Origin of the sequence: Micrococcus sp. Mcc89 (genome assembly GCF_024519795.1) — a bacterium.
Taxonomy (GTDB): Bacteria; Actinomycetota; Actinomycetes; order Actinomycetales; family Micrococcaceae; genus Micrococcus; species Micrococcus luteus.
In genome coordinates this window covers 1-16,747 of the sequence record NZ_JALJRI010000044.1, presented here as the reverse complement: position 1 = coordinate 16,747, position 16,747 = coordinate 1, and the positions used below count along the sequence as shown (strand labels likewise).

General features: G+C 72.5%; 13 protein-coding genes and 1 tRNA gene. All 14 read right to left on the bottom strand.

Going from position 1 to position 16,747, the window contains the following annotated elements:
• Positions 1–109 precede the first annotated feature (109 nt).
• The 14 genes from NR072_RS05665 to NR072_RS05600 all read right to left on the bottom strand — a co-directional run bounded on the left by NR072_RS05665 (position 110) and on the right by NR072_RS05600 (position 16,397).
• Positions 110–181 (bottom strand) — tRNA-Gln (locus NR072_RS05665).
• Between the two features lie 119 nt (positions 182–300).
• The gene (locus NR072_RS05660; protein WP_256836454.1) at positions 301–1,098 is read right to left on the bottom strand and encodes an HAD family hydrolase; all 798 of its coding nucleotides are present in this window, start codon (positions 1,096–1,098) and stop codon (positions 301–303) included.
• Positions 1,095–2,672, bottom strand: a complete 1,578-nt coding sequence (gltX, locus tag NR072_RS05655) for a glutamate--tRNA ligase (RefSeq protein WP_061867865.1) — start codon at positions 2,670–2,672, stop codon at positions 1,095–1,097. Before gltX ends, NR072_RS05660 begins: the two co-directional genes overlap by 4 nt.
• Before the next feature lie 49 nt (positions 2,673–2,721).
• Positions 2,722–3,516, bottom strand: coding sequence for a fumarylacetoacetate hydrolase family protein (locus NR072_RS05650; RefSeq protein ID WP_049145179.1), 795 nt, complete (start codon positions 3,514–3,516; stop codon positions 2,722–2,724).
• A 184-nt stretch (positions 3,517–3,700) separates the two neighbouring features.
• Complete coding sequence (locus tag NR072_RS05645; protein WP_069941574.1) at positions 3,701–3,946, bottom strand: YbdD/YjiX family protein; 246 nt, start codon at positions 3,944–3,946, stop codon at positions 3,701–3,703.
• 1 nt (position 3,947) lies between these two features.
• A complete protein-coding gene (locus tag NR072_RS05640; protein ID WP_256836453.1) occupies positions 3,948–6,209 on the bottom strand; it encodes a carbon starvation CstA family protein in 2,262 nt (753 codons plus the stop codon).
• A gap of 25 nt (positions 6,210–6,234) precedes the next feature.
• The gene (locus NR072_RS05635; protein ID WP_084776598.1) at positions 6,235–7,326 is read right to left on the bottom strand and encodes a branched-chain amino acid aminotransferase; all 1,092 of its coding nucleotides are present in this window, start codon (positions 7,324–7,326) and stop codon (positions 6,235–6,237) included.
• A 145-nt stretch (positions 7,327–7,471) separates the two neighbouring features.
• Positions 7,472–8,548, bottom strand: a complete 1,077-nt coding sequence (locus NR072_RS05630) for a 3-isopropylmalate dehydrogenase (RefSeq protein ID WP_061867868.1) — start codon at positions 8,546–8,548, stop codon at positions 7,472–7,474.
• Positions 8,549–8,619: 71 nt separating this feature from the next.
• Entirely contained in the window at positions 8,620–10,245 is a 1,626-nt protein-coding gene (gene metG / locus NR072_RS05625) for a methionine--tRNA ligase (RefSeq protein ID WP_061867869.1), read from the bottom strand.
• A gap of 11 nt (positions 10,246–10,256) precedes the next feature.
• Complete coding sequence (locus NR072_RS05620) at positions 10,257–11,096, bottom strand: hypothetical protein (RefSeq protein ID WP_231862132.1); 840 nt, start codon at positions 11,094–11,096, stop codon at positions 10,257–10,259.
• A gap of 64 nt (positions 11,097–11,160) precedes the next feature.
• Positions 11,161–12,756: a phosphoglycerate dehydrogenase gene (gene serA / locus NR072_RS05615; RefSeq protein WP_044659180.1), complete on the bottom strand. Its 1,596-nt coding sequence runs from the start codon at positions 12,754–12,756 to the stop codon at positions 11,161–11,163.
• 149 nt (positions 12,757–12,905) lie between these two features.
• Positions 12,906–13,937 (bottom strand): ketol-acid reductoisomerase, encoded by a 1,032-nt coding sequence (gene ilvC, locus NR072_RS05610; RefSeq protein ID WP_036338342.1) that lies wholly within the window; start codon positions 13,935–13,937, stop codon positions 12,906–12,908.
• A 36-nt stretch (positions 13,938–13,973) separates the two neighbouring features.
• Complete coding sequence (ilvN, locus tag NR072_RS05605; RefSeq protein WP_002854209.1) at positions 13,974–14,483, bottom strand: acetolactate synthase small subunit; 510 nt, start codon at positions 14,481–14,483, stop codon at positions 13,974–13,976.
• Positions 14,484–14,495: 12 nt separating this feature from the next.
• Entirely contained in the window at positions 14,496–16,397 is a 1,902-nt protein-coding gene (locus NR072_RS05600; RefSeq protein ID WP_101967178.1) for an acetolactate synthase large subunit, read from the bottom strand.
• Positions 16,398–16,747 lie beyond the last annotated feature (350 nt).

The window sequence follows — 16,747 nt, the reverse complement described above, 5'->3', positions numbered from 1 at the left end:
ACCCGCGTTACCGCCGTGAGAGGGCGGCGTACTAGGCCGCTATACGATGGGGCCGTGCGCCACGTCCGAGCGTCTCCGCCCGTGCGCGTTCACTGAGTCCGAAGACTCGCTGGGGTACCAGGACTCGAACCTAGAATGACGGTACCAGAAACCGTTGTGTTGCCAATTACACCATACCCCACTGTCAGTCAAGCATGCCTGACCGATGTGCATCATATTCATGAGCGCGGTGTTCCCGGATCTCTCCGGCAACGAGTAAGAACTCTACACCCTCCGGGCGGCGTGTGCAAAATCGGCGGATCAGGCCGCCAGCCAGGTCCGCAGCCCGCCGATCGCCCGCATCCGCCAGCACGCGTGCTCATCGTCCCAGAGCGGCTCCTCCGCCCCGCCGTGGGCGGGGGCGTCGGGGCTCATCCACACCGGGACGAGCCCCGCCGACCGGGCCCCCTCGACGTCGTGACGCAGGCTGTCCCCCACCATGAGGGTACGTCCCGGGTCCGTGCCCAGGCGGGAGCAGCCGGCCAGGAAGGGGGCCGGGTCCGGCTTCGGGGCCCCGGCCGTGTCCGAGCCGATCAGCACCTCGACCCACTCCAGACCGAGGGCGTCGGCCTTGCCGCGCTGGTAGGCCTCCACGTTGTTCGTGACGATCCCCACGCCACGGCCTGTTCCCCGCACCTCGGCGAGCACGTCGGCGGTCGCGGGGAACAGCGCCCAGTGCCCGCGCACGACCTCCTCGTAGTCGGTGGTCCACAGGCCGTCGAGCGGGGTCGCCGCGTCCTCGGGCACGCCGAGCGCACGCAGGGCGTCGGCCACGCGGGCCAGCCGCTGCTCCTCGAACGTCAGCTCCCCGGCCACGTAGCGCCCGTAGTGGCCGCCGACGTCGGACGCGAAGGCCTCGGTGGCCTCGGCCAGCACCGCCGGGTCGACGTCGGCGGCCCCGGCCCACTGCCGGCGCACCGTCGCGTCGAACGCGGCGTGCTGGGCGGAGCGCAGATCCAGCAGCGTGTCGTCCAGGTCGAAGAGGACGGCGTCCCAGGCCGGCGGCGCGGGCGCGCCCGCGGACCCGCCGGCCGGCGTCGTGCTGGCGCCCCGGCTCATGCGTCGGCGGGCTGGTCCTGGTCCAGGCCCTGCTCCGCGGCGAAGCGGTCCAGGCGGGCGAGCGCGGAGTCCCGGCCCAGGATCTCGAGCGACTCGAAGAGCGGCGGGGACACCTTGCGGCCGGTCACCGCGACGCGCACGGGGCCGAACGCCTGGCGCGGCTTGAGGCCCAGGCCGTCGATGAGGGCGGCCCGCAGCGCCGCCTCGATCCGCTCGGTGGTGAACTCGTCCTCGGGCAGGGCGGCCAGCGCCTCCCGGGCCGCGGCGACGGCGGCCCCCAGGTCCGCCGGCATGCCCTTGAGGGCGCCCTCGGCCGTCCGGACGTCCCGGTCCGCCGTGAAGAGGAAGGCGAGCATCTCGACGGCCTCGCCGAGCAGCTGCACGCGCTCCTGCACGAGCGGGGCCGCGGCGGTGAGGATCTGCATCTCCCGCTCCGTCAGGTGCTCGCCCACGAGGCCGGCCGCGTGCAGGTAGGGCACGAGACGGTCGCGGAAGTCGGCCACGTCGAGCATGCGCACGTGCGTGCCGTTGATCGCGATCGCCTTCTTCTCGTCGAAGCGGGCGGGGTTGGCCAGCACCTTGTGCACGTCGAAGTGCTCCACGAACTGCTGCGGGGTGAAGATGTCCTCGTCCGCGGAGAGGGACCAGCCCAGCAGGCCGAGGTAGTTCAGCAGGCCCTCCGGGATGAAGCCGTTGTCCCGGTGCAGGAACAGGTTGGCCTGCGGGTCGCGCTTGGAGAGCTTCTTGTTGCCCTCGCCCATCACGTAGGGCAGGTGGCCGAACACCGGCATGTACCGGGCGACGCCGATCGCGTGCAGGGCGCGGTAGAGCGCGATCTGGCGCGGAGTCGAGGAGAGCAGGTCCTCACCGCGCAGCACGTGGGTGATGCCCATGAGCGCGTCGTCCACCGGGTTCACGAGGGTGTACAGCGGCGAGCCGTCCGCGCGCACCACCACGAAGTCCGGCACGGAGCCGGCCTTGAAGGTGATCTCCCCGCGCACCAGGTCGGTGAAGGTGATGTCCTCGTCCGGCATGCGCAGCCGCCAGACCGGCGCGCGGCCCTCGGCCTCGAAGGCGGCGATCTGCTCGTCCGTGAGGTCACGGTCGTAGCCGTCGTAGCCCAGCTTGGGGTCGCGGCCGGCGGCCCGGTGACGGGCCTCGGTCTCCTCGGGGCTCGAGTAGGACGGGTAGATGTATCCGCCGGCCTTGAGCTTCTCGATCACGTCCGCGTAGATCTCCCCACGCTGGGACTGACGGTACGGCTCGTGCGGACCGCCGACCTCGACGCCCTCGTCCCAGTCGATCCCGAGCCAGCGCATCGCCTCGAGCAGCTGCTGGTAGGACTCCTCCGAGTCGCGCTTGGCGTCCGTGTCCTCGATGCGGAACACGAGGGTGCCGCCGGTGTGCCGCGCCCAGCCCCAGTTGAACAGGACGGTGCGGATCAGCCCCACGTGGGGGGTGCCGGTGGGCGAGGGGGCGAAGCGCACGCGCACGGGGGTCTCGGCGTCCACCTGGGGGACGTCGGCGAAGGGGGCGGGGGCGTTCTCGGACACGGGAGCGGTGGCGTCAGTCATGATGCCCCGAGTCTACGCGGGGCCCGGACGCCGTCGTCGGGCGCCAGCGTCAGCGGCGGAAGACGGTGGCGAGGACGCCGATGCCCTCGACCTCGGCCTCGACGCGCTGGCCCTCCTGGACCGTCCCGACCCCGCCCGGGGTGCCGGTCAGGATCACGTCGCCGGGCAGGAGGGTGAACATCTCCGAGGCCGCGGCCACGAGCTCGCGGACGCCGAAGACCATGTCCGCCGTCGTGCCGTCCTGGCGGGTCTCGCCGTCGAGCCGAGACGTGATGCGCAGGCCGCCGGCCGGCTCCACGTCCAGCTCGGTCTCGATCCACGGGCCCAGCGGGCAGGCGCCGTCGAAGCCCTTGGCGCGGGCCCACTGCAGGTCGGTGCGCTGGGCGTCGCGGGCGGTGAGGTCGTTGCCCACGGTGTAGCCGAACACGACGTCGTCCACGCGGCTCACCGGCACGTCCTTGCAGATGGTGCCGATGACGACGGCGAGCTCGGCCTCGTAGGAGACCTCGTCCGACCAGCTCGGCAGGGTCACCGGCTCGTTCGGCCCCACCACGGAGGTGTTCGGCTTGAGGAAGAACTGCGGCGAGGCGGGCACCTCGTTGCCGAGCTCCTTCGCGTGGTCAGCCCAGTTGCGGCCGACGCCCACGATCTTCGAGCGCGGGATGATCGGGGCCACGAGGCGCACGTCCTCGAGGCGGTGGGTCGTGCCGGTCGGCTGGATCCCATGGAAGAACGGGTCCCCCTGCAGGGCGGTGATGCTCAGCTCGGAGAGGTCGGCGTCCGCCGGGCCCTCCACGATGCCGTAGGTCGGTTCGGCCTGGTCCACGAAACGGGCGATGCGCATGGCCGCCAGCCTAGTGGGTGAGCGGCGGGCGCCGTCGCCGGACACCCCACCCGATGCCGACCCCGCTGACGTCGCGAGCCAGACGATTCGGCCGCGGCGGACGGCCTGAGGAGACCGATTCGTCTGGCTCGCGGGCGGATTCGTCTGGCTCAGCGCGGCGCGGTGCGGGGCGGGTCGAGACCGCTCAGCAGCAGCGGCTGCCCGGATTGGCCTCCTGGCGCGCGTACTCGGCCCGCCAGAACTCCCGCTCGGTCATCGGCGCGCGTTCCGGATGGTGCGCCCGGTGGTGGGCCACGTACGCGTCGTACTTCCCCTCGCCGGAGAGCTGGCGGACCCACCAGCGCGCCCGGGCCCACACGCTGGGCCGAGACGGGCCGGCCGGGCCCTCCGCGGAGGAGGGCCCGGCCGGCGTCGCGCGCGGATCGGCCACGTCAGTGACCCCGCACCGGCTGCCGGTCCGCCGGCAGCGCGTCCCACTTCCGCTGCAGCTCCTTCTCCTCGGCCGTGGCGAACAGCCCGGCCGGGGCGAAGCGCTGCGAGGGCACGTACGGGTCCTGGTGGTCGATGACCTCGGTGCCGCGGAAGGCGCGCACCGTGGCGAGCACCGACGTCGTGATGACGATCAGCGCCAACACCAGGAAGACGACGGAGAGCGTGCCCTGGATGAAGGTGTTGCGGACCACGGCCTCCATGGCCGGCACGGACTTCGCGGCGCCGAAGCTCGTCTTCCCCGCCGCCAGCGCGTCCTGGAACGCGCGATGCTGCGCCCAGTAGCCCACCGCCGGGATGGAGGAGAAGATCTTCTGGAACGACGCCACGGTGGTGACCACGGTGATGAACGCCAGCGGCAGCGCCACGATCCACAGGCCCCGGAAGTGCCGGCGGCCGGCCACGATCGCCAGGACCACCGCGAGCGCGATGGCCGCCAGCAGCTGGTTGGCGATGCCGAACAGCGGGAACAGCGTGTTGATGCCGCCCAGCGGGTCGGTCACGCCCATGATCAGCACGGCGCCCCACGCGGCCACCATGATGCCGGTGCACACCCAGGCGCCCACGCGCCAGCCGGTGTCCTTGAAGCGCGGGACCACGTTGCCCAGGGAATCCTGGAGCATGAAGCGGGCCACGCGGGTGCCGGCGTCCACGGCGGTGAGGATGAACAGCGCCTCGAACATGATGGCGAAGTGGTACCAGAAGCCCATGAGGGCCTCGCCGCCGATCAGCTGGCCCATGATGATCGAGAGCCCGACGGCGAGCGTCGGGGCGCCACCCGTGCGGGAGACGACCGTGTCCTCGCCCACGAGGTTCGCCAGCGCGGTGAGCTGCTCGGGCGTGACGTCCACGCCGGCCAGGCCCAGGCTCATCACCCAAGCGGCCGCCGTCTCGGGGGTGCCGCCGGTGAGCGCGGCGGGGGCGTTCATGGCGAAGTAGATGCCGCGGTCGATGGACACGGCCGCCACGAGCGCCATGACCGCCACGAAGGCCTCCATGAGCATGCCGCCGTAGCCGATGAAGCGGGTCTGGCGCTCCTTCTCCACCATCTTCGGCGTCGTGCCCGAGGCGATCAGCGCGTGGAAGCCGGACAGGGCGCCGCACGCGATGGTCACGAACAGGAACGGGAACAGCGAACCGGGCCACACCGGGCCGGTCTGGCCCGAGGCGAACTCGGAGATCGCCGGGGCGGTGATCTGCGGCTGCACGATCACGATGGCCACGGCGAGGCCGGCGATCACGCCGATCTTCATGAAGGTGGAGAGGTAGTCGCGGGGCGCGAGCAGCAGCCACACGGGCAGCACGGCGGCCACGAAGCCGTAGATGATGATGCCCCACGCGATGGTCACGCGGTCCAGGGTGAACAGGGCCACGCCCCAGTCGGTCTCGGCGACCCAGCCGCCGCCGATGATGGCGGCCATGAGCAGCACGAAGCCGATGATCGAGACCTCGGTGATCCGGCCCGGGCGCAGGTAGCGCAGGTACAGGCCCATGAAGATCGCGATCGGGATGGTCAGGGCCACGGAGAACACGCCCCACGGGGACTCGCCCAGGGCGTTGACCACCACGAGGGCCAGGATGGCCGTGATGATCACCATGATCAGCAGGGTCGCGACGATCGCGGCGGTGCCCCCGACGCGGCCCAGCTCGTCCCGGGCCATCTGGCCGAGCGAGCGGCCGCCGCGGCGCATGGAGAAGAACAGGACGAGGTAGTCCTGGACCGCGCCGGCCAGGATCACGCCGACGATGATCCAGATGGTGCCGGGCAGGTAGCCCATCTGCGCGGCGAGCACGGGGCCCACGAGCGGACCGGCGCCGGCGATGGCCGCGAAGTGGTGGCCGTAGAGCACGCGGCGGTCGGTGGCCACGTAGTCCCGGCCGTCGGCCCGGTACTCGGCCGGGGTGGCGCGGGTGTCGTCCGGGTGGACGATCATGCGCTCGACGTACTTCGAGTAGAAGCGGTAGCCGATCGCGAACGTCGCCACGGCGGCGAACACGAACCAGATCGCGTTGATCGTCTCGCCGCGGTGCAGGGCGAGCATGGTCCAGGCGACGCCGCCGAGCAGGGCGACGGCCACCCAGACGGCGATCTTCGCGGGCGTCCAGCGGGGCCGGCCGGCGGCCTCGGTGGGCGGGAGGTCTTCCGGCGTCGTGGCCGGGAGTGGGGCGCCCTCGGCGGGCGCGGAGGAGCGGTGCGAGCTCACGGGGGTCTCCGTTCGTGGGGTGGGGTCAGACGAGGCGGTGCAGCCAGCCGTGGCGGTCCTCGACGCGCCCGGTCTGGATGCCCTCGAGCTCGGCGCGGATCTTCAGGGCCACGTCGGCCCCGCCGGCGGACTCGATCACGTCGTCGCCGTCGAGCAGACGGCCGATCGGGGTCACGACGGCGGCGGTGCCGCACGCGAAGACCTCGGTGATCTCGCCCGAGCGGACGCCCTCGGCCCACTCGGCGAGGGTGACGCGACGCTCCTCGACGGTCAGGCCCATGTCCCGGCCGAGCTGGAGGATCGAGGAGCGGGTGACGCCCTCGAGGATCGTGCCGGTGAGTGCCGGGGTGACGAGGCGGCCGTCGGCGTGCACGAAGAACACGTTCATGCCGCCGAGCTCCTCGATCGCGTCGTCGTGGTACTGGTCGAGGAACACGACCTGGTCGGCGCCCTTGGCCGCGGCCTGCAGCTGGGGCAGCAGCGAGGCGGCGTAGTTGCCGCCGGTCTTGGCCGCGCCCATTCCGCCCTTGCCGGCGCGGGCGTACTCGCGCGAGACCCAGATGGTCACCGGCTTGAGCTCGCCGCCGAAGTAGTTGCCGGCCGGGGAGGCGATCACCATGTACCGCACCTGCCGGGCCGGGCGGACGCCGAGGAACGCCTCGGAGGCGAACATGAAGGGGCGCAGGTAGAGGGACTGGCCCGGGCCGGTGGGCACCCAGGCCCGGTCCGCCTCGAGCTGGGCCTGCAGCGAGCCGAGGAACAGCTCCTCGGGCAGCTCCGGCAGGGCCAGGCGGCGGGCGGAGCGGTTCAGGCGGGCCGCGTTCGCCTCGGGGCGGAACGTCCACACCGACCCGTCCTCGTGCCGGTAGGCCTTCAGGCCCTCGAAGATCTCCTGGCCGTAGTGCAGCACCGCGGCCGAGGGGTCCAGGGACAGCGGTCCGTAGGGCTCCACGCGGGCGTCGTGCCACGCGCCGCCGTCCTCGTCCCAGGTCCAGTCGATCGAGACCATGTGGTCCGTGAAGACGTTGCCGAAACCGGGGTCCTGGAGGATCTCGACGCGCTGCTGATCGGACATCGGGGACAGATGCGGTTGCCGCGTGAACACGGTCTCGGACACGGTGGGATCACTCCTCGTGACGGGTGACGGATGGGGACGGCTCCGGTGCCGGGCACGACGCGCGGGGGCCACGGCGCCGGGCGTGGCACACGCCACAGGCCGTCGCCCCATCCTAGACCCGGCGTCGACGCGCCGGGCCCGCGCGTCAGACCCGCGCGACGACGTCGGCGCCCACCTCGGCGGTGGTGCCCCGCGCGCCCTCCACCCGGTCCCTCAGGTGCGCCCAGACGGCGGTGCGCACGCGCGCCGCCGCGCCGGCCTCGCCCACGTGCTCGAGCAGCAGGGCGGCGGAGAGGATGGCGGCCACGGGGTCGGCGACCCCCTGGCCCGCGATGTCGGGAGCGGAGCCGTGGACCGGCTCGAACATCGACGGCGCCGTGCCCTCGACGTTGATGTTGCCGGAGGCGGCGAGCCCGATGCCGCCGGTCACGGCCGCGGCGAGGTCCGTGATGATGTCCCCGAACAGGTTGTCCGTCACGATCACGTCGAAGCGGGCCGGGTCCGTCGCCAGGAAGATCGTGGCAGCGTCGACGTGCATGTAGTCCCAGGTGACCGCGGGGAAGTCGGCCGCCACGGACTCCACGGTGCGGCGCCACAGGTGGCCGGCGTGGACCAGGACGTTGTGCTTGTGCACGAGCGTGAGGCGCTTGCGCTCGCCCGCGTCGGCGCGACGGAAGGCGTCCTCGACGACGCGGCGCACGCCGAACGCCGTGTTCACGGAGACCTCGGTGGCGATCTCGTGCGGGGTGTCCACGCGGATCGCACCGCCGTTGCCCACGTACGGCCCCTCCGTGCCCTCGCGCACCACGGTGAAGTCGATCTCGCCGGGCGCGGCCAGGGGGCTGACGGCGCCGGGCAGCAGGGTGGCCGGGCGCAGGTTCACGCCGTGGTCCAGCGCGAAGCGCAGCGTGAGCAGCATGCCGCGCTCGATCAGCCCGGACGGGATGCGCTCGTCCCCGGGCGCGGCGCCGACGGCCCCGAACAGGATCGCGTCGTGGCGGCGCAGGGACTCGAGGACCTCGTCCGTGAGCGCCTCGCCGGTCTCGAGCCAGTGCTCCGCACCCAGCGGATACGGGGTGAGCCGGGCCTCCGGACGCCCCTCGGCACGCAACGCCGCCTGCAGGACGGCGGCGGCCTGGTCGGTGACCTCGGGGCCGATGCCGTCGCCGCCGATGACGGCGATGTCCAAGGGGTCTGCGGAGCTGCGTGTGGTCTCGGTCATGGCCCTCAGGCTACGCGGGGCACGCGTGAGGACCACATCGTGTGACACCCGGTCTCACCCTCCGGACGGGCTCAGTCCTCGGCGGGCTCCTCGTGGCGCGGGAAGACCGGCTGCGGGGCGGGCAGCGGCGTGCCGGGGACCAGGTCCTCGTGGAACGCGGCGAAGGACCGCGGGCCGGTGCCGGACGCGCCGGTGCGGCCGGCGTCGCCCTCGGCGGGGACGCCGAGCAGGTCCAGCAGCCGCGAGGCCGAGCCGGGCATCACCGGCTGCGCGAGCAGGGCCACCCGGCGCACGGCCTGCAACGTCACGTACAGCACCGTGCGCATGCGCGGCTCGTCCGTCTTGCGCAGCACCCACGGGGCCTGGTCCGCGAAGTAGGCGTTGACCTCGCCGAGCACGCGCCAGGTCTCCTCGAGCGCGTCGTGGAAGTCCTGCACCGCGTACGCGGACCGGGAGCGCTCCAGCAGGGCGTCGACCTGGGCCAGGACGGCGCGGTCCGCCTCGGTGAACTCGCCCGGCTCGGGCACGGCGGCGCCGCAGTTCTTGGCCACCATGGACAGCGAGCGCTGGGCGAGGTTGCCGAGGTTGTTGGCCAGGTCCGCGTTCTTGCGGCTCACCACGGCCTCGTGGCTGTACGAGCCGTCCGCGCCGAACGGGAACTCGCGCAGCAGGAAGAAGCGGATGGCGTCCAGGCCGTACCGGGCCACCCATTCCCGCGGGTGCACCACGTTGCCCAGGGACTTGGACATCTTGGCCCCGTTGTTGTTCAGGAAGCCGTGGATCATGACGCGGCGCGGCAGCTCGAGGCCGGCCGACATGAGGAACGCCGGCCAGAAGATGCAGTGGAACCGGGAGATGTCCTTGCCGATCACGTGCAGGTCCGCCGGCCAGTAGCGCGCGAACGCCTCCGGGTCCTCGGCGGGCCAGCCCGCGCCGGTGAGGTAGTTCGTCAACGCGTCGACCCAGACGTAGGTGACGTGGTCGGCGCGCCGGTCGGCGTCGGCGGCGTCGGGGTCCGCGGGCGCCGGCAGGTCGATGCCCCACTGGAAGGAGGTCCGGGAGATGGACAGGTCCTCGAGCCCGGCCTCCACGAAGCGGATGACCTCGTTGAAGCGGTACCGGGGGGCGGCGAAGTCCGGGTGCTCGCGGTAGTGGTCCAGCAGCGGCTGCTGGTACTTGGACAGGCGGAAGAAATAGGACTCCTCCTCCGTCCACGTCACCTCGGTGCCGGTCTCGACGGCGCGGCGCACCCCGTCCTGATCCACCTCGGTCTCGTCCTCGCCGAAGTAGCGTTCGTCCCGCACGGAGTACCAGCCGGCGTAGGAGCCGAGGTAGATGTCCCCGTTGGCCTCCATCCGCCGCCAGATCTCGCGGACGGCCTCGGCGTGGTCCGTGTCCGTGGTGCGGATGAAGCGGTCGTAGGAGATGTCCAGGACGTCGTCGTCCATCTCCTTGAAGACGGCGGCGTTGCGCGTCGCCAGCTCGAGGGCGCTCAGGCCCTGCTGCTGCGCCGTCTGCTCCATCTTCTGGCCGTGCTCGTCCGTGCCGGTCAGGAAGCGCACGTCCCGCCCGTCGAGCCGCTGGAAGCGGGCCATCGCGTCCGAGGCGATGTACTCGTAGGCGTGGCCGATGTGCGGCTCGCCGTTCGGGTAGGAGATGGCCGTGGTCAGGTAGTACGGGGCGCGGGCGTCAGTCACAGTCGTCGAGTCTACCGGCGGGGCCGGGGGCCCGCGCCGAGGACGACGTCGTCCTCGCCGGCGTCCGGGACGCCGTCGGCGGTCACCTGCAGATGGCCCGGCGCAGGCCGCAGGTGGAGGTGGGCCCACGGGGCCACCACGAGCACGGACGCCCCGATCATCTCGGTCAGCTCCTCCGCGTGGGTCGCCACGTGGTAGGCCAGGGTGCTGCGCCCGATCCCGAAGACGAGCGGCACCGCCTCGAGGACGATCGCGCCGAAGAAGAACACCGCGCCGCCCGCCACCGTCAGCGCTCGGGTCCGGCGGGGCAGGGCGACGGTGCACAGCGCGAGCAGCCCGAGGACGACGATCGCGGCCGGCGCGCCGAGGATCAGCCACTGGAACGCGGGCAGCGGGTTCTCCCCCGCGAACGGCAGAACCTCCCACAGCTGGCCGGCCTGCTCGTGGATCTGCGTCGACTCGTCCAAGCTCATGGCCGCCAGCAGGGCCGCGGGGGTCAACCACGCGAGCAGGCTCCGCCGCCGATCCGCCCCCAGCGCGCGGCGCACGAGACCCACCGTGGTGAAGCCCGCGGCCCCCAGCAGGAGCAGGCCCGAGCTCCACCACGCCGTGAGGTTGGCCTCGTGGTTCACGTCGAAGACCTCGCGCCACCACGGCACCTGCCGCGGGCCCAGCCCGAACACGAAGGGGAGGGCGAACGACCAGGCGGCGAGCAGGACACTGACGCCGATCAGCCCGCCCGCCGCGCGCCGGGCCCAGCGGCCCTGCACGCCCGGAGGCGTGGCGGGGCGGGCCGCTGCGGCGCGCGCGGTCGGGGCGGGTGCGGGGCGGGGCTCGGCTGGACGCGACATGGACACCATCTCAACACAGGGCGACGCGCGCCGGCCCCGCGTTGCCCGCCCGGGCGTTGACGGGTCAGACGGAGAGGTCCACCTCGGCCGCACGGGCGGCGCCGATGGCCGCGGCCAGCGTGGCCGCGGTGTCTCCGGACAGCGCCCCGTCCAGGGTCAGCACGGCCAGGGCGGCGCCCTCGTCGTCGCGCGAGACGTCCATGCCGGCGATGTTCACGCCCTGCACCCCGAGGGCCTGGCCCAGGACGCCGATCACACCCGGGCGGTCCTGATAGGCGAACACGAGCAGGTGGTCGGCCAGCGGCACCTCGAGCTCGTGCCGGTCCACGCCCACGAGCTTCTGCACCTGGCGCGGGCCGGTGAGTGTGCCGGTGACGGCGGTCTGGGCGCCCTGCGCGGTCGCGGCGCGCACCGTGACGGTGTTGCGGTAGGACTCGGACACCGCGGTGGTGGTGAGGCGGCACTCGACGCCGCGCTGCTCGGCCAGCACGGGGGCGTTCACGTAGGAGACCTGGTCCGAGACGATGTCCGTGAACACGCCCTTCAGGGCGGCCAGGCGCATCGCGGAGACGTCGTGCTCGGCGATCTCACCGGCGATCTCCACCTCGACGGCCGTGATGGACTGCTCGCCCACCAGCGCGGTGAGCACGCGGCCCAGCTTCTCGGCCAGCGGCAGGCCGGGGCGCACGTCCTCGTGGATCGCGCCGCCGGCCACGTTCACGGCGTCCGGCACGAGCTCGCCGGAGAGGGCCAGGCGCACGGAGCCGGCGACGGCGACGCCCGCCTTCTCCTGGGCCTCGGCGGTCGAGGCGCCCAGGTGGGGGGTGACGACGGCGGAGTCGTGGGCGAAGAACGCCAGGTCCGTGGCCGGCTCGGAGCTGAAGACGTCGATGCCGGCACCCCCGATGGTCCCGGCCTCGAGCGCGCGGGCGAGGGCGTCCTCGTCCACGAGGCCGCCGCGGGCCACGTTCACGATGATCGCGGTGTCCTTCATGCGGGCGAACTGCTCATCGCCGATCATGCCGACCGTCTCGGGGGTCTTGGGCATGTGGATCGTGACCACGTCGGCGCGCTCGAGCAGCTCGTCCAGCTCGACGAGGCTCGCGCCGAGCTGCTGCGCGCGGGCGGTGGTCACGTAGGGGTCGTAGGCGAGGATCTCCATGCCGAACGCCTTCATGCGCTCGGCCACGAGCGCGCCGATGCGGCCCAGGCCGATCACGCCCAGCCGCTTGCCGTACAGCTCGACGCCCGTGTACTTCGAACGCTTCCACTCCCCCGCCTTCAGCGAGCCGTGGGCGGCCGCGATGTTGCGGGCGGCGGCCAGGATGTGGCCGCAGGTGAGCTCGGCGGCGGAGATGATGTTCGACGTCGGCGCGTTGACGACCATGACGCCGGCCTCGGTGGCGGCGGGCACGTCCACGTTGTCCAGTCCGACGCCGGCGCGCGCGATGACCTTCAGCTGCGGCGCGGCGGCGATCGCCTCGGCGTCCATCTGGGTGGCCGAGCGGATCAGCACCGCGTCGACGTCGCGCAGGTCCTCGAGGAGGCGGGCGCGGTCGGCGCCGTCCGTGCGGCGGATCTCGAAGTCGGGGCCGAGGGCCTCGACGGTGGCGGGCGAGAGTTCCTCGGCGATCAGGACGACGGGCTGGGCTGCGCTCACGGGTGCTCCTGGAGGTGTGGTGCGGTGGGATGGAAGGCGGGCCGGCCCGCGCTCCGGTCCGAGCCTAGACGCGTGACCGGACCGTGGCCGGAATGCGACGCCGGCCCCGAAGCGCGATGCCCGGGGCCGGCGTCGGGGGCTCAGGCGGCTCAGCGGGCCGCAGTGCCCTCGGTGTAGTCGTCGTCCGCGTCCTTGAGCCAGGAGAACATCTGGCGCAGCTCGCGGCCGGTCTTCTCGATCGGGTGGGCCTCGCCTCGGGCGCGCAGCTCCTTGAACTCGGGCGCACCGGCCTTCTGGTCGTCCATGAAGCGCTGCGCGAAGGCGCCGGACTGGATGTCGGCGAGGACCGCCTTCATGTTCTCCTTCACGTCGGGGGTGATGACGCGGGGGCCGGAGACGTAGTCGCCGTACTCCGCGGTGTCGGAGATGGACCAGCGCTGCTTGGCGATGCCGCCCTCGACCATGAGGTCGACGATGAGCTTCAGCTCGTGCAGCACCTCGAAGTAGGCGATCTCGGGCTGGTAGCCGGCCTCGGTGAGGGTCTCGAAGCCGTACTGCACGAGCTGGGAGGCGCCGCCGCAGAGCACGGCCTGCTCGCCGAACAGGTCGGTCTCGGTCTCCTCGGTGAAGGTCGTCTCGATGACGCCGGCGCGGGTGCCGCCCACGGCCTTGGCGTAGGACAGGGCGAGGGCGTGGGCCTGGCCGGAGGCGTCCTTCTCGACGGCGATCAGCGCGGGCACGCCGCGGCCGGCCTCGAACTCGCGGCGCACCACGTGGCCCGGGCCCTTGGGGGCGACCAGGGCGACGTCGACGCCCTCGGGGGCCTGGATGTAGCCGAAGCGCACGTTGAAGCCGTGCGCGAAGAAGAGGGCGTCGCCCTCCTGCAGGTTGCCGGCGATGTGCTGCTCGTACACGTCGGCCTGGACCTGGTCCGGGGTGAGGATCATGATCAGGTCGGCCTCGGCGGCGGCGGTGGCGACGTCGACGACGCGCAGGCCCTCGGCCTCGGCTTTGGCGCGGGACTTGGAGCCCTCGGCGAGGCCGATGCGCACGTCCACGCCGGAGTCGCGCAGCGACAGGGCGTGGGCGTGGCCCTGGGAGCCGTAGCCGATGACGGCCACGGTGCGGCCCTGGATGATCGACAGGTCGGCGTCGTCGTCGTAGAACTTCTTCACGGTCATGCTGTTCTCCTCACGGGATGGGTGGATCGGGACGGGTCAGCGGGCCAGGGCGCGGTCGGTCATGGACCGCGGCCCCCGGGCGAGGGCGAGGGTGCCCGAGCGGACGAGCTCACGCACGCCGTAGGGCTCCATCATCTCGAGGAAGGCCTCGAGCTTGTCACGGGTGCCGGTGGCCTCGAGGGTCAGGGACTCCGGGGCCACGTCGACGACGTGGGCGCGGAACAGGTCGGCCGCCTGGACGACCTGACCGCGGGTGGCGGCATCGGCGCGCACCTTGACGAGCAGGTGGTCGCGCTGAACGGAGGAGTCGGGCGTGAGCTCGACGACCTTGATCACGTTGATCAGCTTGTTCAGCTGCTTGGTGACCTGCTCGAGCAGGTCCGTGTCGGCGTCGACGACCACGGTGATCCGGGACAGGCCCTCGACCTCCGTGACGCCCACGGCCAGCGAGTGGATGTTGAACGCGCGCCGGGCGAAGAGGCCGGCCACGCGGGTCAGGGTGCCGGGCACGTCCTCGACGAGCACGGACAGGGTGTGGCGTTCCATCGGTTGCCCTCCTCAGTCTTCCTGGTCCCAGTCGGGCGTCATGCCCCGGGCCACCTGGATCGCGTCGTTGCTGACCCCCGCGGGGACCATCGGCCAGACCATGGCGTCGCGGGAGACCACGAAGTCCACGATCACGGGGCGGTCGTCGATGGCGAGGGCCTGCCGGATGGTGTCGTCCAGGTCCTCCCGGCGGTCGCAGCGCAGGCCCGCGGCGCCGTAGGCGTCGGCGAGCTTGACGAAGTCCGGCACCCGGGCGGTGTCATGGCCCGTGTTCAGGTCCGTGTTCGAGTAGCGCCCGTCGTAGAAGAGGGTCTGCCACTGGCGCACCATGCCCAGCGAGGAGTTGTTGATCACCGCGATCTTGATGGGGATGCGGTTGATCACGCACGTGGCGAGCTCCTGGTTGGTCATCTGGAAGCAGCCGTCGCCGTCGATGGCCCAGACCACGCGGTCGGGTTCGCCCACCTGCGCCCCCATCGCGGCGGGGACGGCGAAGCCCATCGTTCCGAGGCCGGCCGAGTTGAGCCACTGGCGCGGACGCTCGTAGGCGACGAACTGGCTGGCCCACATCTGGTGCTGGCCGACGCCGGCCACGTAGGTGGCCTCGGGACCGGACAGGGCCGACAGACGCGAGATCACCTCCTGGGGCGCGAGGAGGCCGTCCTCGGTCTCGGTCCAGCCCATCGGGTAGGTGTCCTGCAGGCGCCGCAGCACCGCCCACCAGTCGGCGAGGTCGGGCAGCGCCTCGGGGTCCGTCGCGAGCTCGGCCACCAGGTCCGGGATGATCTCCTTGACGTGGCCGACGATCGGCACGTCCGCGGTGCGGTTCTTGGAGATCTCGGCCGGGTCGATGTCCGCGTGGATCACGCGGGCGCCGGGGGCGAACGAGGGCAGGTGACCGGTCACGCGGTCGTCGAAGCGGGCGCCGAGCGTGATCAGCAGGTCGGCCTGCTGGAGCGCGGCCACGGCGGGGACGCCGCCGTGCATGCCCGGCATGCCCAGGTGCTGGGGGTGCGAGTCGGGGAAGACGCCGCGGGCGGTGAGGGTGGTGACCACCGGGGCGCCCGTGAGCTCGGCGAGGGCGCGCAGCTCCTCGTGGGCCTCGCCGCGGGCCACGCCGCCGCCCGCATACAGCACGGGGCGCCGGGCCTCGCGGATCAGCCGAGCGGCCTCGCGGATCTGCCGGGGGTGGCCGCGCAGGACGGGGCGGTAGCCGGGCAGGTCGATCCGGGGCGGCCACGCGAACTCGAACTCGCCCTGCTGGGCGTCCTTGGTGACGTCCACGAGCACGGGCCCGGGCCGGCCCGTGGCGGCGATGTGGAACGCCTCGGCGAGGGCCTGGGGGACGTCCTCGGGCCGGGTCACGAGCCGGGAGTGCTTGGTGATGGGCATCGTGATGCCCACGATGTCCGCCTCCTGGAAGGCATCCGTGCCGATCGCGGCGGAGGAGACCTGGCCGGTGATGAACACGACCGCCTGGGAGTCCATGTGGGCGTCCGCGATGGCGGTCACCAGGTTGGTGGCGCCGGGACCGGAGGTGGCGATGGCCACGCCGACCTTGCCGGTGGCCAGGTGGTAGCCCTGCGCCGCGTGACCGGCACCCTGCTCGTGGCGCACCAGGATGTGGCGGATCCGATCGGAGTCCATGAGCGGGTCGTAGGTCGGCAGGATGGCGCCGCCGGGCAGCCCGAACACGTCCGTGACCCCCAGCTCCTCCAGGGAGCGGATGATGCCCTCGGAGCCGGTCATCCGGGTCGGCTCGACGCGGGAGCCCTCGCCGGGCACCCGCGGCTCGACGATCTCGGGCCGGGGGGCCGGACGGCGCTCCTGGACCCGGGCGGTCTCCGTCGGGCGGGAGGCCGGCGTCGGGACCTGCGGGACCGCCGCGCGGGCGTCGCGGGGGGTCGTGCTCATGGGGTCACCTCACTGCGTTCGTCGCTGCGTGTCCGTCGCGGGGGCGTCGGACGGTCGTCGTTCGGATCCGTCGGGCGTCGGGGACCGTGGCCGCGTCGATGACGGATCGGGCCGGCGTGGCGGAGTCTGAGGTGGGGACACGGGCCGCCGGGTCCTTCGGGGTGGTCTCAGTATCGACAGCCGTGCGCCCCGTCCGCCATCGACCACCCGCCTGTCTCGCAATGTGAGATAAAGCGTCACATCGTGAGACGACCGGGCGGTCGGGGTCGGATCCCGGGCCTGCGCCCACCCTAGTTGTAGGAGGGCATGACGTTGTTGACACGCACCGGGGCCAACGAGGCCGGAGGAGC